The 20,484-nt window shown below is 53.1% G+C and carries 19 protein-coding genes and 2 tRNA genes; 11 read left to right on the top strand and 10 right to left on the bottom strand.

What is annotated here, in order from left to right:
* Positions 1-114 precede the first annotated feature (114 nt).
* Positions 115-723, top strand: coding sequence for a GNAT family N-acetyltransferase (locus TH19_RS12400; RefSeq protein ID WP_114102742.1), 609 nt, complete (start codon positions 115-117; stop codon positions 721-723).
* On the opposite strand, the gene TH19_RS12395 is transcribed toward TH19_RS12400, so the two are convergent.
* The 3 genes from TH19_RS12395 to TH19_RS12385 form a co-directional block, all read right to left on the bottom strand.
* Entirely contained in the window at positions 705-3,668 is a 2,964-nt protein-coding gene (locus TH19_RS12395) for a PAS domain S-box protein (protein WP_114102656.1), read from the bottom strand. The genes TH19_RS12400 and TH19_RS12395 overlap by 19 nt on opposite strands.
* A 65-nt stretch (positions 3,669-3,733) precedes the next feature.
* The gene (locus TH19_RS12390; RefSeq protein WP_114102655.1) at positions 3,734-4,903 is read right to left on the bottom strand and encodes a GGDEF/EAL domain-containing response regulator; all 1,170 of its coding nucleotides are present in this window, start codon (positions 4,901-4,903) and stop codon (positions 3,734-3,736) included.
* A gap of 198 nt (positions 4,904-5,101) precedes the next feature.
* Positions 5,102-6,187 (bottom strand): alpha/beta hydrolase family protein, encoded by a 1,086-nt coding sequence (locus tag TH19_RS12385; protein ID WP_258547942.1) that lies wholly within the window; start codon positions 6,185-6,187, stop codon positions 5,102-5,104.
* Positions 6,188-6,298: 111 nt separating this feature from the next.
* On the opposite strand from TH19_RS12385, the gene TH19_RS12380 reads away from it, so the two are divergent.
* The 5 genes from TH19_RS12380 (at position 6,299) to TH19_RS12360 (ending at position 8,792) form a co-directional block, all read left to right on the top strand.
* On the top strand, positions 6,299-7,444 hold the full coding sequence (locus TH19_RS12380) for an acetoin utilization protein AcuC (protein ID WP_114102654.1): 1,146 nt from the start codon (positions 6,299-6,301) through the stop codon (positions 7,442-7,444).
* Positions 7,441-7,887, top strand: a complete 447-nt coding sequence (locus tag TH19_RS12375) for a DUF192 domain-containing protein (protein WP_114102653.1) — start codon at positions 7,441-7,443, stop codon at positions 7,885-7,887. The genes TH19_RS12380 and TH19_RS12375 overlap by 4 nt, the downstream gene beginning before the upstream one ends.
* Positions 7,888-8,053: 166 nt before the next feature.
* Positions 8,054-8,130, top strand: a tRNA-Pro gene (locus TH19_RS12370).
* Positions 8,131-8,274: 144 nt separating this feature from the next.
* The gene (locus TH19_RS12365) at positions 8,275-8,568 is read left to right on the top strand and encodes an ETC complex I subunit (protein ID WP_114102652.1); all 294 of its coding nucleotides are present in this window, start codon (positions 8,275-8,277) and stop codon (positions 8,566-8,568) included.
* Positions 8,569-8,715: 147 nt separating this feature from the next.
* Positions 8,716-8,792, top strand: a tRNA-Arg gene (locus tag TH19_RS12360).
* A gap of 34 nt (positions 8,793-8,826) precedes the next feature.
* Here TH19_RS12360 and TH19_RS12355 read toward each other — a convergent pair.
* The 5 genes from TH19_RS12355 to hisI form a co-directional block, all read right to left on the bottom strand.
* Positions 8,827-9,471 carry a hypothetical protein gene (locus tag TH19_RS12355; RefSeq protein WP_114102651.1) on the bottom strand — a complete coding sequence of 215 codons (645 nt, stop codon included), beginning with the start codon at positions 9,469-9,471 and terminating at the stop codon, positions 8,827-8,829.
* A 98-nt stretch (positions 9,472-9,569) separates the two neighbouring features.
* Positions 9,570-10,250 (bottom strand): YitT family protein, encoded by a 681-nt coding sequence (locus tag TH19_RS12350; RefSeq protein WP_258547941.1) that lies wholly within the window; start codon positions 10,248-10,250, stop codon positions 9,570-9,572.
* Positions 10,251-10,464: 214 nt separating this feature from the next.
* Positions 10,465-11,295 carry an aldo/keto reductase gene (locus TH19_RS12345; protein ID WP_114102650.1) on the bottom strand — a complete coding sequence of 277 codons (831 nt, stop codon included), beginning with the start codon at positions 11,293-11,295 and terminating at the stop codon, positions 10,465-10,467.
* Between the two features lie 332 nt (positions 11,296-11,627).
* Positions 11,628-12,779: a CobW family GTP-binding protein gene (locus TH19_RS12340; protein WP_114102649.1), complete on the bottom strand. Its 1,152-nt coding sequence runs from the start codon at positions 12,777-12,779 to the stop codon at positions 11,628-11,630.
* Between the two features lie 12 nt (positions 12,780-12,791).
* The gene (gene hisI / locus TH19_RS12335; protein ID WP_114102648.1) at positions 12,792-13,190 is read right to left on the bottom strand and encodes a phosphoribosyl-AMP cyclohydrolase; all 399 of its coding nucleotides are present in this window, start codon (positions 13,188-13,190) and stop codon (positions 12,792-12,794) included.
* 153 nt (positions 13,191-13,343) lie between these two features.
* On the opposite strand from hisI, the gene TH19_RS12330 reads away from it, so the two are divergent.
* The 3 genes from TH19_RS12330 to TH19_RS12320 are packed head-to-tail and all read left to right on the top strand — an operon-like array spanning position 13,344 to position 15,461.
* Positions 13,344-13,820, top strand: a complete 477-nt coding sequence (locus tag TH19_RS12330; protein WP_114102647.1) for a Fur family transcriptional regulator — start codon at positions 13,344-13,346, stop codon at positions 13,818-13,820.
* Positions 13,801-14,667 carry a zinc ABC transporter ATP-binding protein ZnuC gene (gene znuC, locus TH19_RS12325; RefSeq protein ID WP_114102646.1) on the top strand — a complete coding sequence of 289 codons (867 nt, stop codon included), beginning with the start codon at positions 13,801-13,803 and terminating at the stop codon, positions 14,665-14,667. The genes TH19_RS12330 and znuC overlap by 20 nt, the downstream gene beginning before the upstream one ends.
* A complete protein-coding gene (locus TH19_RS12320; protein ID WP_181846400.1) occupies positions 14,664-15,461 on the top strand; it encodes a metal ABC transporter permease in 798 nt (265 codons plus the stop codon). Before znuC ends, TH19_RS12320 begins: the two co-directional genes overlap by 4 nt.
* Here TH19_RS12320 and TH19_RS12315 read toward each other — a convergent pair whose 3' ends face one another.
* Positions 15,462-16,361, bottom strand: a complete 900-nt coding sequence (locus TH19_RS12315) for a LysR family transcriptional regulator (RefSeq protein ID WP_114102645.1) — start codon at positions 16,359-16,361, stop codon at positions 15,462-15,464.
* Between the two features lie 213 nt (positions 16,362-16,574).
* On the opposite strand from TH19_RS12315, the gene TH19_RS12310 reads away from it, so the two are divergent.
* Positions 16,575-17,675, top strand: coding sequence for an alkene reductase (locus TH19_RS12310; protein ID WP_114102644.1), 1,101 nt, complete (start codon positions 16,575-16,577; stop codon positions 17,673-17,675).
* Complete coding sequence (locus TH19_RS12305; RefSeq protein ID WP_258547940.1) at positions 17,653-18,039, top strand: cupin domain-containing protein; 387 nt, start codon at positions 17,653-17,655, stop codon at positions 18,037-18,039. The genes TH19_RS12310 and TH19_RS12305 overlap by 23 nt, the downstream gene beginning before the upstream one ends.
* Before the next feature lie 68 nt (positions 18,040-18,107).
* On the opposite strand, the gene TH19_RS12300 is transcribed toward TH19_RS12305, so the two are convergent.
* Positions 18,108-20,390: an SLC26A/SulP transporter family protein gene (locus tag TH19_RS12300; RefSeq protein ID WP_114102643.1), complete on the bottom strand. Its 2,283-nt coding sequence runs from the start codon at positions 20,388-20,390 to the stop codon at positions 18,108-18,110.
* Positions 20,391-20,484 lie beyond the last annotated feature (94 nt).

Raw genomic sequence — 20,484 nt, 5'->3', positions numbered from 1 at the left:
AAAACAGTCAGATCCGTTTTTGACCCTGAACAGGTGACTTTGATCACAGGCCAAGCTTGCCGTTCGGGTGCGGTTATCTATTTCTTTGGCAGGGAAACGGACCGGAACAACAACATGACAAATCAGGGATTTACCATTCAGCCCGGCATTCAGGATGCCCATCGTGATGCCGCCTGCACGCTGTTCTGGGAAGCCTTTCGCCAGAAACTATCCAAGGTGATGCATCCTGAATACAAGGCACTGAAATTCATCGGCCAGGCAATGAATGACCGTCATGCGATCAGTGCGATTGCCGATGATGGACGGTTGCTGGGGATTGCCGGATTTAAAACCGCATCGGGCGCCTTTATCGGCGGCGGGCTTTCCGAAATTTCCGCGGTCTATGGCCGTTGGGGTGGTTTGTGGCGGGGAATGCTGTTGGAACTTCTTGAACGCGATCTTGAAGACGATGTTTTGTTGATGGACGGGATATTTGTTGATCCGGTGGCCCGCGGGCGTGGTGTCGGGACTGCGTTGCTTGATGCGGTTGCAATAACGGCACGTGATCGCGGGCTTGGCAAGGTGCGGCTTGACGTCATTGATATCAACCCGCGCGCCCGTGCACTGTATGAGCGGTGCGGTTTTAGCGCGGTTGAAACCAGTGATATCGGGCCGTTGCGCCATTTGTTCGGCTTTCAGGCGGCAACGACAATGCATCTTGATCTTCAGGACAAAACAGCCTGATCAAGTGTATTGCGAATGGCAATGGCCAGTTCCTTGTTGTTGTAGGGTTTGCTGATCAGTGGATAGACCGGTTTGTCAGCAGCACGTTTTTGCAGCACATCGGCGGTAAAGCCCGAGCAGGTTAAAACCGCAAGATCAGGGCGCATTTCGCGTGCCTTGTCGCCCAGTTCCATACCATTCATGCCACCGGGCATAATGACATCCGTGAACAGAATGGTGGTTTCCGGATGGTTTTCAAGCAGTTCAAGGGCCTGCTTGCCGCTGTTGGCAAGCAGGGTGCTATAGCCATATTCGGCAAGAACTTCTGCCGCGATTTCAGCAAGTTCCGGTTCGTCATCGACAATCAGGACGGTTTCTGTCCCGTGGGATGGTTCTGCTTCTATGTTTGCAATCTGTTCGAGGAGGGTTTCATTCTCGTCCTTTGCGACCGGTAAGTAGATGCGGAAAGTCGTGCCGATCCCGATTTCGGAATAGACCGAAATATAGCCGCCCGCACGTTTGACAAATCCATAGACCATGGCAAGTCCAAGGCCGGTTCCCTTGCCACGCTCCTTGGTGGTAAAGAACGGCTGAAAAATCTGATCGCCGATGTCTGATGACATCCCAATGCCATTGTCACTGATCGCAAGTTCGACATAGGTGCCAGGCGGGACGCGTTGCACAACGTTCTGCAATCCGTCGATGACCGTGATCAGTTTGGTCGCGATGGTCAATTGTCCGCCATCAGGCATGGCATCGCGGGCATTGACCGCAAGATTGATCATCGCATCTTCAAAGTCCCCCTGGTTCAGGTGCACCGGCAGGATATCTTCCGCTAATTCAAGATGGACCGCGATGCTTGATGTGATGGATTTGCCAATAAGTTCCTGAAGATCGCACAAAACGTCATTGACGATAATCGCAGCGTTTTCTTCCGGGGCCTGACGTGAAAAATTGAGCAACCGTCGGGTTAGGATGGCCCCGCGGTCAGCGGCCGTCATCGCCTTGCCAATGAACTTTGTAACAGGTGATATATCGTCAATCTGGCGACGGGCCAGATCAAGGTTTCCGATAATAATACCAAGCAAGTTATTGAAATCATGCGCAACGCCGCCGGTCAGTTGACCAATGGCCTCCATCTTTTGCGAACGGCGCAATTGATGTTCAAGGGCGTGTTCAACCGTCAAATCCGTGATGGATGCAATGAAATGACGGCGTCCCTGAACATTCATTTCAGCAATGCCAAGGTTCATCGGAAAGATATTGCCATCCTTGCGCTTGCCTTTGACTTCACGCCCGATGCCGATGATTTGCGGATCTCGCCCACCCAAATAGTTTTTGATATAGCGATCATGATTGGTGTGGTCAGGGTCCGGCATCAGAATTGAGACATTTTGCCCCGAGATTTCGTCGGCTTGGTACCCGAATATCTTCTCGGCTTCGGGGTTGAAGCCTTCAATCATACCGTTTTCATCTGCAAAAATGATGCCGACTGTCACACTTTCAAAGGCAACCCGGAAACGTTCGCGGTTCTCGATGAAATCAGTGATGTCGCGACCAGTGCCGCGATACCCCAGAAAGGTGCCATAATCGTCAAAGATCGGCACTCCGGAAACGGCAAGGGTGCGGATCGCATTATCTTCCATCGCAACCTGATACTGGAAGTTCTTGAACGGCTCATGATCATCAAGTGTTTGATAATGCTTGCGCCATTTGGCTGTGTCGATGTCCTCGGCCGTGAATTCATCGCGCCGTCTGCCAATCAGGGTGCTTAGATCAAGGTTTACTTCTTCGATCTTTTGCATGTTGGTATAGGCAATCCGGTGCTGTGTATCGGTTTCCCAAACCCAGTCCGACGCCGTCACCGTAAAGTCGCGGAATTTCTTTTCGCTGTCGCGCAGTTCGCGTTCCTTGCGTTTAAGCTCGGTGATGTCCGTTCGAACGCCAACAGTTCCGCCATCCTTGGTGCGCTGTTCAGAAATCAGAAGCCAGCGATCACCAACCTGTTGTTCAAGTTTGCTGCGGTCCTGACGATGGGCTTCCATCCGGTCAGCCAGCCAGATTTCTTCAACCCCGATGGCATCGGGAAAGGCCTGGCGGGATAATCCGACTCGAAGAATTTCCTCAAGTGTGGCGCCCGGTACAATGGCATCAGCATGGCTTTTGTATATCTGTCGGTAGACGTCATTACAGATCACAAGTCGGTCTTCGCGATCAAACAGGGCAAAACCCTCGCTTGTTGAATTTAGGGCATGTTCAAGCATGCTTCGGGCTTTGCTGACTTCTTCAAGGGCCTGTTTGAGATTTTGCCGGGAATTGATGGCGTTATTAATGACAAACGCCGTCTGGCTATAGGTAAAGGCTGTTGCGATACCAATGGCAGTCGCGCCGATCACGATCAGCGCAATACTGGTTGAAACAAACGGGGCAAGAAGACTGTTTTTGGGGATTTCGACCAGCACCGCCACCCCAAGGTTCGGGGATGGCGCAAACGCCATCAAGACCTCGTGGCCATGAATATCCTTGACCCAGTTTGTGTCCGAACGTCCGGCCAGTCCTGCCAGCATTGGCTGTGCATAGGGGTGAGTAACCGCAATTCGTTCCGGATGTTCTTCGGATTTCATCTTGGTTTCTTGATGGACCAGAATATTGATGTAATCGCCTTCACGACGAACAATCAAAAGTTCGCCAGCTGCCTCAAGCGTAGAGATATTGTTAAAGGCGGCATGTACTTGCGACAGGGTTGCCTCGAACGCCGTTTCCTTATTGTGTGACGGGTCGTTCTTGAAATTGTATTGGGCAACAGAATCAATTAGCTCGGCATTGGTTGCAGCAAGTCGCAAGATTGACAGACGTTGATCGTCCACGAATTCCTTATAAAGAACTTGAAGGGCCCCAAAGCCGATCACCAGTGCGACCAAAACAAGCGGGCCGAGAATCTTGGCAAGAAGAACGGGCTTTTTCATGTGTGTCACCCTTTGATCTGATCGGCCAGCTGATGTGTTTTCGCTATGAAACGGCGATGGTTGCGTCAGGACAAGTAAAGTTCTTCAATCTCGTGGGCAGGTGCCGGGCGTGCCATGTGGAAACCCTGACCGAATTCACAACCAAGCTCCTTGAGCCAGTCAAAGGTTTCCTGATCCTCGATCCCCTCGGCAACGACCTGCATATTCAGGCCATGGGCCAGGGAAACCGACATCTGCGCGACCGCGCGGCATTCCTCATCTTTTATGAGCTGACGGACAAAGGATTGATCGATTTTAAGCTCGTTAAACGGCACCCGAACCAGTTGCTGCATGGATGAGTAGCCGGTGCCGAAATCATCAATCGACAGATTGAAACGTTTCATCCGAAGGCGGGTCAGTATGTCCATATAAAGGCTGACATTTTCCATCAGGGCGGTTTCGGTCAGTTCAATGACGATTTTCTCCGGGGCGATTTCAAGTGCGGCAGTCATCGCATCGAGCTTTTCAGGCATATCAAGATCAACGACAGTGGTCGGTGATACGTTGATGGACATCGTGATGTCCTTGTCGCGCCACTTGGCCATTTGCCCAAGTGCCTGTTCCAGCACCAACTCGGTCAGTTGATTTATCAAACCGGATTTCTCGGCCAGCGGAATGAAAAGTGACGGGTGGATCAGGCCACGGGTTGGATGCTGCCACCGCAAAAGGGCCTCGACACCAATGACTTTGCCAGTCGCGAGTTCAAATTGCGGCTGGTATACCAGAAAGAATTCATGATTGGCGATGCCGCGCCTCATCCCGCTTTCGGTTGGCGCTATACTTGGTGTTTCAACCGTCTTCTGACGGGGGAGAGCGAATTTATCCAGTAGTTGTTCGAGGCGATCGATCGTGAACGGCTTTTCCAGCACGCCAAGAACCTCGATATTGCGTTCGGTTGCGAGTTCGGAGGCCGCGTGCAGAATTGACTTGTCCTTGCCACTCATCAGGATCAGAGATGCTGGCGACCTGTTTTCATGCAGGAAACGGATGATTTCGATGCCATCAAGTTTGGGCATGAACAGATCAAGAATGATCACGTCAAAGGCGGTGGAATAGGCCCGTACGAAATCGTCGGCATCAGATACCGCAATCGCAATATTGCCAAGGGCATTGGTCGCATCGGCAACGAATTCACCCATATCGGCTTCATCATCGATGATCAGGACATTTAGCGGGCGTGCTCTTGAAATGATCACAGGCTTTTCTCTTCATGTTGGTGGCAGGTCCCGTGGCCGGGTCACTTTTCATGAATAGGATATTAGTTGTTTGTATAGGTTCTGATATCCCCATATGGGGACGCGTCACGCGGTGTCATTTTATTGGAGGCAAAAATTCTTTCATCATCTGCCACATTGTTAAAAGCGATGCGGGAAATTCTTGCTGGTGATGCGGGGCTAGTTGGCTTTGCCGGTAACGTTCCCGATCCATGCCGACAGCTTGTTGATCACACCCGGGGCATAGGCATCCCGACCCATCACGGTAAACAGCAATTGTGTGGTCGCAGGCATGTCAGCGGCGAGTTGATAGTTAAACAGACCACTGCGCAAAAGCCCGTGGGTCGCATCGGCAAACAGGACGATTTCGTTATATGCGTTCCGGCCGGTCAGGATGGACTGATAGGTCGCAAAATCGGTTTTGGCATCAACATTCAGATCATCTGCGCCAAACAGGGCCAATATCGGTGATGTGACACGGGCAAGGTCATTTTTGGCGTCTGCTGTGATGTTGCGTTTGACGAAGTTAAACCGGTCTTCGGTCATCGGGGCAGGGGCGTCTTGCCCAACCGTTTCAAGATATGTGCTGTATGTGGCATCCGGGGCAAAAATCACGGCATCACGGGTTTGTTTTCTGGCGATCTCGTCGCTGATTTCAGGTTCGGTCTTCCCTTCGGCCAAAAGCCGCATGCGGGTATAAAAGGCCCCTTGATCCTGCCAGTTAACAGCCCCGCCGATAACGACGCCAAATGCATTGTCGGGGGTAAGGTTTGCGGCCTTTGGAATGACCCAGCCGGCTTGCGAGAAACCAAGGAAGCCGATTTTTCCAGCACTTTGCGGGCGCTTTGACGCGATCATGTCAAGGGCCGCAACGGCCTCGGTCGCACGGTCTTTCATCGATTGATCAAGCCAGTTGCCCGAACTGTAGCCGATGCCGGCCTTATCCCAGCTATAGATGCCGATATTCTGATCCAGAAGCGCATTGAAGAGTGGCAAATATCCATCACCCGAAAACCGGTCCTGCGGGCCATCACCATGAATGATCAGGGCAATCGGGCCGTCATGATGCTGGTTCGGAAGGATCAGGGATCCCGACAGGTGATCCGGGCCGTGGTCAAAGCCGATCTCGGTCACGGAGCGTTCAGAAAGATCAAAATCCATCATGCCGTTCATGAAATAGATGGCGGGCAAAATGATCAATGCTGCTATCAGAAGGGCAGTCGTGTTGAACTTGCTGGCAGGGCTGCTTTGGCGGGGCGATGGCACGGCGGGACCTTTTGGCTGGGTATTGGGGCGGGGCTGGTGAAACAGAGCTTGCGTGAACAGGGGGGACGCGTCAATTCTTTGCGTTGTGCTGATCCTTCAAACACCAGATGAATGCGTATTGTGACCCCGCCTGATTTCCGACATCCCGATAAAACACCGCGCATGATCGCGGCCGAAATTTACCGTGGTTCAAGCTATGGCCCGAAACATCCGCTGGCGATCCCGCGGGTGTCGCTTGTGGTTGATATGGTCCATGCACTGGGCTGGGTTGACGGGGAAACCTATTTGACCGGGCCGGTGGCAACACCCGATCAATTGGCACGTTTTCACGACCCGGAATATGTATCTGCAGTCATGCAGGCCGAACGCGATCAGGCCCTGCCCGAAGATATGATGGTCCGGTTCGGTCTGGGCAAAAACGGCAATCCGATTTACCCGGAAATTTTCCGGCGTCCGGCCACTGCCGCCGGATCATCGATTATGGCGGCACAGATGATTGCCGATGGCGGGATCATCCATCATCCGGCCGGGGGAACCCACCACGGATTGCGCGACCGGGCATCGGGATTTTGTTACTTCAATGACCCGGTTTTGGGGATTTATGCGCTTCTCGATTCGGGTCTGGACCGGGTGCTTTATGTCGATATTGATGCCCATCACGGGGACGGGGTGCAGTATGCCTTTGCCGATGATGACCGGGTTCTGACCGTATCGATGCATCAGGAAGATTTATGGCCAAAGACCGGGGCAATTGATGATGTGGCCGGGGGCATGGCGCGCAACCTTCCGATGCCCGGTGGCATGCATGATGATGAAATGCGCTTTGTCCTGCATGAATATCTGGTTCCTCTTGCATTAAGTTTTGCGCCGCAAGCTATTGTTTTACAATGCGGTTGTGATACGCTCGCCGAGGATCCGCTTTCAAGGCAGCTTTTGGGGAACCAGTCGATATGGGAAGTTGTGGGGACGATGACCAAATTGGCACCCCGAAGTCTTGTTTTGGGCGGCGGAGGATATAGTCCATATGGGGTTGCTCGCTGTTGGTCCGGGGTTTGGGCGACCATTAACGGGATCGAAATACCCTCTGTGTTACCCATCACAGCGGAAAATATCCTGCGTGTCATAAAATGGTCGCATAGTCGTGGGAGACAGCCGGCCGAGGATTTGTTTACAACCTTGGCGGATCCATGGCGGGGCGGCGCTATCCGGGATGATGTTCGGGAACGCGTCAAAAGACTAAGAGGATATGGGGTATGAAGTCGTTTTTTCAGATGACTTTGGTGGTGTGCTTTATCAGCGCAGCAGTGGTTGCCGGGCTTAATGCCAAGGCAACGGGATTTGAACGATCACGCATTCTGGTGGATGGCGAGGTCTATAATGTCGAAATGGCCGTCACGCCCGAGGAACGATCACGCGGTTTGATGTATCGGACCGAAATGGCAAAAGATGCCGGAATGCTTTTTGATTTCGGATCGGCGCGCAATATTTCGATGTGGATGAAGAACACCTTTATCTCGCTTGATATGCTGTTCATTGATGGCAATGGCACGATTGTCGGCATTGAAAAACGCACGGTGCCGCAATCGGAAACCATCATTCCGTCACCAAAGCCGGTGCGCTTTGTTCTCGAACTGAATGGTGGCTCTGCCGACAAGATGGGATTTGAAGTGGGCGAAAAGGTCGAAGGCCTGCCGCGCTAGGTGTTCGGGCCCGGTTTTCCTGCACATTCAACGTCAAAAGATCAATCAGCAATAGCAAGGCCGCAGACGATATCTGCGGCCTTTGGTTTTTGATCACTTTTTTCCATAAAAATGCATAATGCGGTCTTGCCCACCCGGCAGGATGGTGCTAAATCCACATCCGCGTCGGGGAGTAGCGCAGTCTGGTAGCGTACCTGCTTTGGGAGCAGGGGGTCGCGAGTTCGAATCTCGCCTTCCCGACCATTTCCCCTTTTGTTGTTTGACGGTGATCCAACAGGATTTCCAATTCGCGACAAAAGGTGTAAAAGATGAAGTATTGGCAGGGGTTAGAGAGACCCGTCAAACTGCCATCACCATCTTATCCCGACGGTCAAGACGAGGGTCCCGATGAAGGTCCGTGTTTACAAACCTGCCAAAAACGCCATGCAGTCCGGTCAGGCTGCGACCAAGCACTGGGTCATGGAATTTGAACCGGGTGCGAAAAAAGTCGCTGATCAGCTTGTGGGCTGGATCGGTTCGACAGACACCCGTGGCCAGGTCCGCATGTATTTCGAAACCCTTGAAGAAGCCCAGGCCTTTGCAACCAAGCACAAGCTGATCGCTGATATCGAACAGCCCAAGCCGCGCAAGTTGCAGATCAAGTCCTATGCTGAAAACTTCGCCTTCAAGCGCGTTGTCTGATTGCAGGCTGGCTGATACCGGCTTTTGACCATACCATCGGGGCGGACATCCGCCCCGTTTCGTCTGACAGGGGACGTTAAATCCTGAAATCATATCGGGCAGGCGACCGATGCCATGCCCCGGGGTCAGCAAACCACCCCACCCAGCGGTCCCTTAGCTCAACTGGATAGAGCAACAGACTTCTAATCTGTAGGTTGCAGGTTCGAGTCCTGCAGGGATCGCCATTTTTTCTTCCGAAGTCATAGTGCGTTAGTAGTATCAGCGCCTCATCAGGAAATCTGAGTATTTGCACCGCTCAAACTTCAGTTCATCTAGTGGCTCAAATGCCTTCTGCGCCCACTCATCTAAGCCTTGCTGCGTTGAGGTTACAATTGTGTAGTCCATTTTGCCTTTCGTAACGCCAAAGCGATAACTCGTAACTAGAAGTGTATTCTCGTGAGCATATCGGGCGGCTCGGCGCAGGGAAGCCGGAAATCGATGGTTTTTATCAATCTCGAAAAGTAAACCGGTCTCTATTTTGTTCGCGGCCTCCTTTATATCCATGTTCGCTTTTCCTGCACATTCAGCGTCATCAAACTGAACATTTTCAGATGCTTGTCTAGTGACTTCAATTAATTTCGTCAGCCCTTTGGATAGCTCGCTGATAAACGAGTCTATATCAAGCAATTCAAGATCAACTGCAGCTTTTCGTTGTGAAGCGATTTGTGTTCGCGTTGCCCACAGAACGGCTAAGCCTCCAGCTAAGCCAAAAAAGCCTGCAGTAAGAGTTTCCCACTCAAGTGATCTGATGCTGTTGCACAGAGCACTTGTGCAGGTTGGAACGTATGCTTGACCATTAATACCAATCCAGGCGATTGCTAGGGCGCAGAAAATTGTAAAAAAGAATGGTACTTTGTAAACCACTGCTAACCTCCACGTGAGTAGCGGAACAATAACTAATCGCCTTGTTAAAAGCTACGTGCAGGGGGCTAGCTTACTGACTACGATTCTTCGGCAAGTAATCATCTCGCAGCCAAATACCGCCCCGGACGGTGGTTCAGGGCGATGATCAGGTTGAGTACAACTGCGCCAAGGATTGAGAGCAGGACCTTGTCAAAGGGCAGGGTCAGGAAGGCGATGACGAGGATTACCATGTCGACGGCAAGCTGGAAGTAACCCGCGCGGATGCCGAAATGTTCCTGAAGATAAAGGGCGAGGATATTGATCCCGCCAAGGCCTGCACGGTGGCGAAACAGCATGAGCAAGCCGATGCCCATCAATGCGCCGCCGGAAATTGCGGCATAGACCGGATTGAGCATCTGGAAATCAACCATCATCGGGGTGAGCTTTGAAAAGCCCGATACCAGACCGACTGCGATAAAGGTCTTGATCGTAAACGCCTTGCCCATGCGCTTAAACGCCAGCCAATAGAAGGGCAGGTTGATCACAAAGAAGATCAGGCCAAAGGATAGCCCCGTGGCATGTTCGATCAAAAGGGCCGCGCCGGCCGTGCTGCCGGTGACCAGAACGCTTTCGCTATAAAGCGTCACGCCAAGCGACACCACCATTGTGCCAAGCAGCAAAGCCAGCACGTCTTCGTAAAGGCGATGGGAAATATCGTCCTTTTTTGACGGTGCCTGTGTGGCAGTTGTTGCTGTCGTCGTTGCGGCTGGTTCGGTGATGGTTGCGCTGGTTTGGGCCATTTCGGGCGGTGGTCCTTTGTCGGATCAATGCGATATGCGGTATCCAGATTACGCTTTTCGCATGTGCGAAACAAGTTGGTGAAAAAGGCCGCGGTTAATTCGCCCGTTTTTGATATCGCCGGGTTCGCCAACGCAAAAGACCGGCCCAAAGGAGGCCGGTCTTGGTAAAATCGTGCGCGATGATCAATGTGTCATGTTTGCGCAACTATGTGTATCAGGCGGCTTCGTCCCATTTCGGGGCAAAGGACGGGTCGACCATACGGCCGTCCGGTTTGGACAGGTTGTTGATTGCGGCCATGTCGTCGTCAGACAGCGCGAAATCAAAGATATCGAGATTGGCCGCCGCATTTTTCGGGGAGCCGGATTTCGGGATTGCCATGACGCTGTCTTGTTGCATCAACCAGCGCAGCGTGACCTGAATGCCTGACTTGCCGTATTTGGCGCCAATTTCCTTAAGAACCGGGTCATGCAGAACCGAGCCACGGGCAATCGGGCAATAGGCAGTCAAAAGCATGTCATGCGAACGCAGGCTTTCAAGCACCTTGGACTGATCAAGATAAGGATGATATTCGACCTGGTTGACCGTAAGTGGAATGGCGCTGTTGGCAACCGCCTTGTCAATTAATGCGGTCGGGAAGTTTGAAACCCCGATCATGCGCGTCATGCCAAGGTTTTTGACTTCGTTAAGGGCGGCCAGCGTTTCGGCAAGCGGTACTTCATCGGTCGGCCAGTGCAAAAGCAGAAGGTCGACATGGTCAAGATCAAGCTTGCGCAGGCTTTCGACGACCGAGGTCTGCAAATCACCGCTTTGGAATTTGTCGTACCAAACCTTGGTGGTCAGGAAGTAGTCGTCGCGTGCAAGGCCCGATGCCTTAAGGCCGCGGCCAACGCCTTCTTCGTTAAGATACATCTGGGCGGTGTCAAAATGGCGATAGCCGATTTTGGCAGCCTCGACGACCATATGGGCCGCTTCATCATTATTAAGTTCGTAAGTCCCAAACCCGAGGGCCGGAATTTCAGTACCCTGCCAGTTCCGGTAAATCATGATGTCTTACCCCCTGTGAATTGATTGTTTTGATTTTGGCGGCTGTCACCGTCATGTGCAAATGACGATCAGGTGTCAATTTGCCCGATATGCGCCAGATTTAGTGCAATGCCACATTTGTGCAACCTGTACGGTTGGATGGGGCGGGCTGTTCAATGGGGAAGGGCGTTCGCCCGAAATCCTTGTGGCAAAGGTCTTTGCCAAAGAAAAGGGGCGACCGGGTATGCAGGTCGCCCGAAGTTCAGGACTTAGAGTGAGGCTGTATCAAGCCAAGCCCTAATCTGCGCCAATTCGCGCAAGTGATCCTTGATATGCCTCAAACGGCTGTAAAATTAGGATGGCTGGCCTTGTTCGGCAGTTTCACTGATCGCGGCATTGAGGTGATAAAGGGAATCCCGAATAACCTGCGGCCCCAGATCCTTGGTGATGAAAACGATCCGTGATCGATGATCATCACTTGGCCATGCCGAAAGCGATGCCGGCGGGTGGAAGATGTGCTGAACCGCGTGAATGGCGACCGGGGCATCTTCGCCGACCAGGTTCAGGATGCCTTTGACACGCAAAAGGTTTTCGCCGCGCATCTGGGTAAAAATCTCGGCCCAGGTGACAAAGGCATCCCAATGCAACGGTTCATCAAACGTGATGCAGAAGGATTGAATGTGATCGTCATGGCGGTTTACGTCATGGCTGTGACCGTGATGATCATGGTCGTCATGCCCGTGTTCGTGATCGTGTTCATGATCGTGGCTGTGATCATGGTTATGGCCGTGGTCATGCGGATCATCGCCATGCTGGTCATAGGCCTCGTCACGCAACCATTTTTGCACATCCATGCTTTTGGTTTCGGGATCATAAAGCCCGGCATTAAACAGCCTGGATACCGCGATATCACCATTCACCACCGGATAGATCGGGGCGGCGGGATTAAGCGCACGCAGGCGTGCGGAAAGGGCATCACGGGTTGCGTCATCGGCCAGATCGGATTTGGTCATCAGGATGCGGTCGGCGACCGCGGCCTGTTTGACGCTTTCGGGATGCTGGTCAAGCTGCCCTGAACCGTGAAGGGCATCAACCGTGGTCACGACACTATCAAGGCGGAATTTGGTGGTCAGCAACGGGTCGGTCATAAGCGTGTGAAGGATCGGTGCCGGATCGGCAAGCCCTGTGGTTTCAATGATCACCCGGTCAAAGGCCGGTATTTCGCCACGCGTGCGTTTGACAAACAGATCGCGCAAACCCGAAATCAGATCGCCACGCACCGAACAGCAAATGCACCCGGAATTGAGCAACACCACGTCTTCGGAGACTTCGCGCACCAAAAGGTGATCAAGCCCGATATCGCCAAATTCATTGATCAGAACGGCGGTGTTTTCCATGCCGTCCTGGGTCAGAAGGGCGTTTAAAAGCGTGGTTTTACCACTGCCCAGAAAGCCGGTAATGACGGTGGTTGCGATGCGTTCAAACTGTTCGTCGGAAATGGCCATGGTATTTGCGTCTTATTTCTTGCCGTACAATTCATCGACCGAGACTTCCGGTTCGGAAATCACGACTTCCTGCCCGTCGCGGGCCGCGAAATAGAAACAGTTGCGACGTCCGGTGTGGCAGGCAACGCCAAGCTGATCGACCTGCACCAGAATGGTGTCCTGATCGCAATCATAGCGGAAATCGACAAGTTTCTGTATCTGGCCGGAGCTTTCACCCTTGCGCCAGAGCTTCCCGCGTGAGCGCGAGAAATAACACACCCGGCCGGTTTCAAGCGTTTCAAGCACCGCATCACGGTTCATCCAGGCCATCATCAGGACTTCGCCCGTGTCATGTTGCTGGGCGATTGCCGGGATCAGGCCGTTTTCGTTGAATTTAAGTTTATCGGCAATTTGCTGATTGGCGGCCGTCATGGCAGGGCTCCGGTCGATGATGGTTGACTTTTTACGTTCGGCAGGTCAGAAAATGATATATTATAACATTTCATCAGATGCCACGGCTTTTTGGGGCTTATCGGCAATGATGTTGATCATAAGCAACAAGCCGCCAAGACGAGATATCCAGTTATGAGCGATCTTTTCCCGAAAAAGGGCCACGATCACGACAGATGTGTGCATAGCGCACTTGCGCAGGCAGAGAAAGTCTGTGACGCGGAAAATGCGCGCTTTACCGATATGCGCCGCAAGGTTTTTACGCTGATCTGGCAATCGCACAAGGCGGTTACAGCCTATGAGCTGCTTGATGCCCTGACCGCCGAGGGGCAGCGCGTGCAGCCGCCCACGGTTTATCGGGCGCTGGAATTCCTGACCGAACTTGGTCTGGTGCATCGGATTGAATCGCTTAATGCCTATTTTGGCTGTGACCGGCCAGATTGCGAACATCTGGGGCAGTATTTCATCTGTACCGATTGTGGGCGTGTCGCCGAGGCGGTGAACGAGGAAATGAGCAACGCGGTGCGCAAAGCCGCAATGGGTGTCGGTTTTACCATTCAGGCGACCACGGTCGAGATCAAGGGGCTTTGCCATGACTGCGCCACTCATTGAGGGGCGGGGGCTTACCCTGTCATTCGGGGGCGAGCGTGTTCTTGATCAGGTTTCCCTTTCGATCCGCGCCGGTGAGATCATTACCCTGATCGGTCCGAACGGGGCAGGGAAATCGACACTGGTCAAAACGTTGCTTGGCCTGCAAAAGCCCGATAGCGGCGATGTCATCCGCAAATCCGGCCTTCGTGTTGGCTATGTTCCGCAAAAACTTGCCATCGATCAGGTGTTGCCGCTGACCGTGAAAAGGTTTCTGACCCTGACGCGTTCGGCCAGCAGGGCCGATTGCCAAAAGGTTCTGGCACAGGTTGGCGCGGCCCATGTGATCGACGCACAAATGAGCAGCCTTTCAGGCGGCGAGGCGCAGCGCGTGATGCTTGCCCGGACCCTTTTGCTGCGTCCTGAATTGCTGGTGCTTGATGAACCGACCCAGGGCGTTGATGTCAGCGGACAGGCAGAGCTTTACCGGCTGATTGATGAAATCCGGCGCGAACTTGATTGCGCGGTTCTGATGATTTCCCATGATCTGCATCTTGTGATGGCCAAGACCGATCAGGTGGTGTGCTTTAACCGTCATGTGTGCTGTTCGGGGCAACCTGAAACCGTGCGCCAGCACCCGGAATATCGATCATTATTTGGCGTGCGCGAGGCGGATGCGATTGGCATCTATACCCACGAACATGACCATGAACATGATCTTTCGGGGCATGTTGTTGGCGGATGCGGGCATGACCACTCGCACGATCATTCCCATGATCAGGGACACCACCATCACAACGATCACCATCACGCCCATGATCACCATCATGGCGACGCACATGCGCACAAAGAGGCAGGCACAGCAAAATGATCGATGATTTCCTTTTGCGTGCCATTGTTGGCGGTGTGTTGCTGGCCTGTGTCTGTGGTCCGTTCGGGGCCTTTATCGTTTGGCGGCGCATGGCGTTTTTTGGCGATATGCTGGCCCATTCGGCGTTGCTGGGGGTGGCACTTGGTCTTTTGATCGGGATTGATGTGCGGTTGGGCATGGTTGCCACCTGTCTTGCCAGTGCGTTGCTTCTGGCCTATGGGCAGCGGCAATCAAAGATTGGCAGTGACACGGTGCTTGGGATGCTGGCCCATTCGACACTGGCACTTGGCATGGTCGCCCTTGCATTCGTGCAGGGGGTGGCGGTTGATGTCATGGCCTATCTGTTTGGGGACATCCTTGCCATTACCATGGGCGATATCTGGATTCTTGCCGGTGGCGGGGCCTTTGCCATTGTCGGGCTGGTCTGGATGTGGCGGCCGTTACTGGCATTGACCGTCAGCCCGGAAATTGCCGCGGCCGAAAGTGTTCCGGTCGAACGGTTGCGCCTGATTTTCATGTTGTTGATGGCGCTTGTGATTGGCTTGGCAATCAAGATTGTCGGGGTTCTGTTGATCACGGCGCTTTTGATTGTGCCGGCGGCCAGTGCGCGTTTCTTTGCCAAAACACCCGAACAGATGGCGCTTGGTGCGGCAATCTTTGGCGCGGCATCGGTTCTGGTTGGCATTGCCATGTCATGGCATGTCGATACACCGGCCGGGCCAAGCATTGTGATTTCCGCAGCCGGGCTGTTTATTGTCAGTTCAATCGTGATGATGGGATTGCGCAAACGCTGATCAGGTGGGGCTCGTTCTGGAAAAATGGGGCAACAGGTAATCGATCAGATATCTGACCCGTTTCGACACGGCACGTCCGGCCGGATAAACAAGTTGAAGATCATTTGATGGCGGGGTGAAGGAGCCAAGGATTGGGACCAGCCGCCCGGTATCTATATCATTTCTGACGTCCCAGTTTGCTTTCAGGCAAATACCATATCCGGCCACGGCCCATTGCCTGATCAGGGACCCGTCGTTGGCTGTGCGGTTGCCTTTGACAAGGATCAGTTTGCGTTTTCCGTCAATGGTAAAGGGCCATTCCTGTTCCGGTTGATTGCCAAAACGCATGACAAGGCAATTGTGTTTGGCAAGGTCAGATGGCGTCGTTGGAGTTCCATGCTTGGCCAGATATTCGGGTGAAGCACAGGCCCGGCGATGAACAGGGGCTAGTTTTTTTCGGATAAGGCTGCTGTCTGTAAGGTTGCCATAACGCACAGCAATATCAATGCCCTGACCAACAAGATCAACATATCCATCAGACAATATCAGATCGATAGAGATGTCAGGATGTTGTTCGATGAACTGATCCAGAAGCGGAGAGATGATATTGCGTCCAAGATCAAATGTAACACTGACACGGATCAGGCCGGATAGATGATCGACCCCATGTCGGATTTGCGATCTTAAATCCGATGCTTCACCTACCAGTCTGCGACCACCGTCAAGAAGTGTTCGTCCCTCATCTGTCAGGCTAATCGCACGTGTGGTGCGGTTCAACAGTCGGGCGCCAAAATGATCTTCAAGCGCATTTACCCGTTCCGAAACAGTGGCCGGTGAAAGACCGAAATCGCGCCCGGCCGCAGCAAGACCGCCTTTTTCGACGATACGAATGAACAGGGACAGGTTGGTTAAAAGATCCATTGTTCGGATTTTCCAAAAATATACTGCGATAAATTGCCAATTATTCTAATAAACCGCAAGAAATATGATCCGGGTATTGCAGACGACTACCCCGAATATGGGCTTGAATGTCAGCCAGGACGATGGATCGTTTTGGAAGCTTGGCCCCCAAGCCAGTTGCGTTCACTTGCACATATTCCGGATGTCATAACTCACAGAAACAGGATCGAATTCATGACCAATTCTCTGTTTGCTTCTTATGATCTTAATGGGATCAAGTTACCCAACCGGATGGTGATGGCGCCAATGACACGGTGTCGCACAAATCAACCGGGCAACATTCCAAATGATCTTATGGCGACCTATTACGCGCAGCGTGCGTCATCCGGACTGATCATCAGCGAGGCAACGCAAATTTCGTCAACCGGACAGGGATATTCCTTTACGCCCGGTATTCACAGCGATGAACAGATTGCCGGATGGAGAAAAGTGACCAAGGCGGTTCACGATGCCGGTGGGCGGATTTTTCTTCAACTCTGGCATGTCGGGCGAATGAGTCATGAAAGTTTCCATGCGGATGGCAAACCGATTGCTCCATCTGCACTTTCGCCGGATGCCCAGGTCTGGGTCGTTGATCCACAAACCGGGCAGGGCGGTATGGTGGACTGCACATTGCCGCGTGCTATGACCCTTAGTGATATCGCGCAGGTTATCGGCGAATTTCGTCAAGGGGCTGCCAATGCCATCGCCGCAGGATTTGATGGTGTTGAAATACACGGGGCCAACGGATATTTGGTGGACCAGTTTTTGCGGTCAACATCTAATCACCGCGATGATGCATATGGCGGAAGCCCGGAAAAACGTGTGCGTTTCCTTAAGGAAGTATGCGAAGCCGTTGCCGACGAAATTGGGGCGGAACGCACTGGTATTCGCCTGGCGCCTTTTATTACCCAACGCAATATGAATGACCCGGCAATCATTGACACCATTTTGCTTGCGGCGAGGGAGATTGAGAATATCGGGCTCGCCTATATCCATCTTTCCGAGGCGGATTGGGATGATGCGCCGGTTATTCCCGATCAGTTTCGTAAGGATTTACGTACAGTGTATTCAGGTGCCATTATCGTGGCAGGCAAATACACCAAACAACGTGGTGAGACCATATTGAGTGCCGGTGGGGCAGATTTGGTGGCCTACGGCCGTCCGTTCATTGCAAACCCGGATTTGGTCGATCGTTTCCAGAATGATTTGCCACTTGATGATCTGGATGGTGCGACCCTCTTTGGCGGGGATGGTAAGGGGTATATTGATTATGAACCTGCCCGTACCCTCTGAAACCGGCGCTGTATGCGATAGAATCCCGGAAAGCTTGCAGCGGGAGTTTAATCGCGCCGCGAATAATCACGACATCGGTACGCAAATGGTGTCGAAAACTGATGCCATGACGGTTTGGCACATTCTGCTGGCACCCGGACAAAGAATTGCAGCCCATTGTCACGACAAGCCGTATTTCTGGACAGTTATGACCGATGGGAAAGGGCGATCAAGGTTCGGTGACGGGCGGGTTATCGATATTGAATACCGTGCAGGTGATACCCGGTTTTTCGATCTGAACTCCGATACGGCCTTTATCCATGATTTGGAAAATACAGGTCCGAGCGACCTTATCTTTGTGACAGTCGAATTTCCTTCGACCTGATTGTGTGTTGATCAAACCGGGCGGCAGGTTCTGTCACCCGGTTTGAGTTCTGATCCGGCCAATGAAATTCAACGTTCGAGTTCGGAAATCATCACATTGGCCTGACGCAGGCGGCTTGCGAAAATACGGTTAAGGTTCAGCAGCAATCTGGTGACGATGTCTTGGCGATCCTGTCGGAGGCTTGCGAAGTCATTTGCGTCAATCGACAGACAAAGCGCATCCGACGCGGCAATGATCGTGGCCGAACGCGGTGCGCCATCAAGAAGGGCGACCTCGCCAAACAGGGTGCCTTCGGTGATGGTATTAACGCGTTTGTGCCGACCTGCGCCGGGTACGTCGATGACCACATCCATATGTCCATAGACCAGAAAATAGGCGCGGCTGCATGTGTCGCCCTGATGGAAGGCAATGTCGCCTTTTTTGAAACGCTGACGGTGGGCCTTGCGACCAAGTACGGTGATCTGATCGCGTGTCATGCCCTTAAGAAGCAGGCTGTTGGCAAAGACATTGCGAATGCCGGTGACAGATTTGTCGCCAAAGCGATGCAGCAAAAGATCTTCGCAGTGACCAAGGGCGGTATCGGTTTCGGCAAAGAAGTTTTCCTTGCCGATGGCCTTGATTACCCCGTTGGCTTCTAGGTTAAGCCACATCCAGCGCGGCGGACTTGTGCGACTTCGTTTGTTGCTTGACGGTGCGGGGGCCGCATTCGTGGTTTGTTTCCTGGCGGGCAGGCGGCGTTCGCGCGGGATGTAGCTTAGATATAGCTGCTTGCCTGCTTCGACGCATTGCTGGTGAATGGCGCGAAGGGCGGCTGATCCGGTGCTGTCGAGTGAAGTAACATGGCGGAAATCAAGGATCAGGTAATCGATCCCGGTTTCAAGCATGTTGCTGACCGCACTGCGTAGCCGTGAACAGGACCCGAAGAACAGCGCACCTTGAAGCTCGATAACCGCGATGCGATGGCCTTCCTGTTCAAGACATTGCACCAGTGCCACCTTGCGCTGGCGATGGGCATGCACACGCGATCCCAGATAGGTGCGCCGAACGGGGTTGCGGCTCATTCCCAGAACAAACAGCAAGACAGATACCAAGACACCAACGCAGACCGCCGTTGCAAGGTCGAACAAAACCGCAATGGTGACGACAAACAGGCTGATCAATACATCGCCAATCACCACCCTGGGATAGGGTAGCTTGCGGGTAACCAGTTTCCAGATTTTGGCGCAGGTTGGCTGATCAACGGCCTGAATGGCAATGGCGATGACCATGCCCGCCGTTGCCCAGATCGGAAGGGCCGCGACCAGCGGGGCAAAGATCAAAAGACTAAGCGCAAGGGCAACGCTGCTTGCCCAGTTGGCGATGCGTGATTTTGCCCCGGCATCAAGAATGGCGACCGAACGGCTCATGGTGCCGGAACCGGGGAGAAACCCGATAAAGCCCATGGTGACGTTTAAAAGACCATGCAGGCGCAGTTCGGCATTCACGTCATTATGCTGGGCGGTTCTGGTATCAATGGCCCGACTTGAAATCACCGTATCAAAGGATGACAGCAGTCCGATGGTCACGGCACTGGCAAGGGCAATATCAATATTGGGGCCAAGCGTCCCCCAAGCCGGTGGCGTTTCGATCAGGATCGGCACACGCCAGATTTCTGAAAGCTCGATCGTGCCGATCAGGGGCGCACTTGCAAGTGGCAGGAATTCCAGACCGATATAATAAACGGCTGTCCCACCCACCAGTCCGATGATGGCGGCAGGTACAAACCGGATGGTGCGGGCGGCAATGAACTGAATGGCAACGGTGGTCAGGCTGACCGTGATCGCAAAATAAAGGATGCTGTCGGCACCGATGGCGGTGATGTCGGGATTAAGGCTGCCAAGGGCGGTCGGGATTGTGTTGATCAGAACCAGCAAGGCCGAGGCATTCACAAAACCCGACAAAACCGGATCGGGGACATAGGACGCGGCATTACCCAGACGAAACAACCCGGCCAGCAATTGAAAAATGCCCGCGCCCAGAACGGCGACAAAGGCAATCAGAATTGCGTCGCTGGCGGTGCTGCCGCGGCTCATCGCGACCTGAATGGCGGATGCGAGAACAAGTGCGGTAACAGCGCGTGGGCCGGATACCAGAAACGGGTTGGCCCCGAACAGGCCGCTGATCAGGCCAAAAAGAATGGCGCTTCCGATGCTGGCGCTGATGCCAAAGGATGCCCATTGCGGGCCAAGCGGGTAAAAGGCAATCAGGCCATAGGCAACCGCCTGGGGCAGGGTGGCAAGCATCCCGACACAGGCAGCCCCGACATCAAAATGTGTCGTTTTCCAAGCCGGGTTATGGATGCCTTTGATCATAAGATGCCCTGACGGGGTGTCTTCACCATCTTGTCTGGCGCAACAATATCAGTTGTTCTGCGCGACAAAATGCAAGATGCCCCGATATCGAGGC

This window comes from Thalassospira profundimaris (assembly GCF_003326675.1).
Taxonomy (GTDB): Bacteria; Pseudomonadota; Alphaproteobacteria; order Rhodospirillales; family Thalassospiraceae; genus Thalassospira; species Thalassospira aquimaris.
The sequence above is the reverse complement of the archived record's forward strand: the minus strand, read 5'-3'. Positions and strand labels throughout refer to the sequence as shown.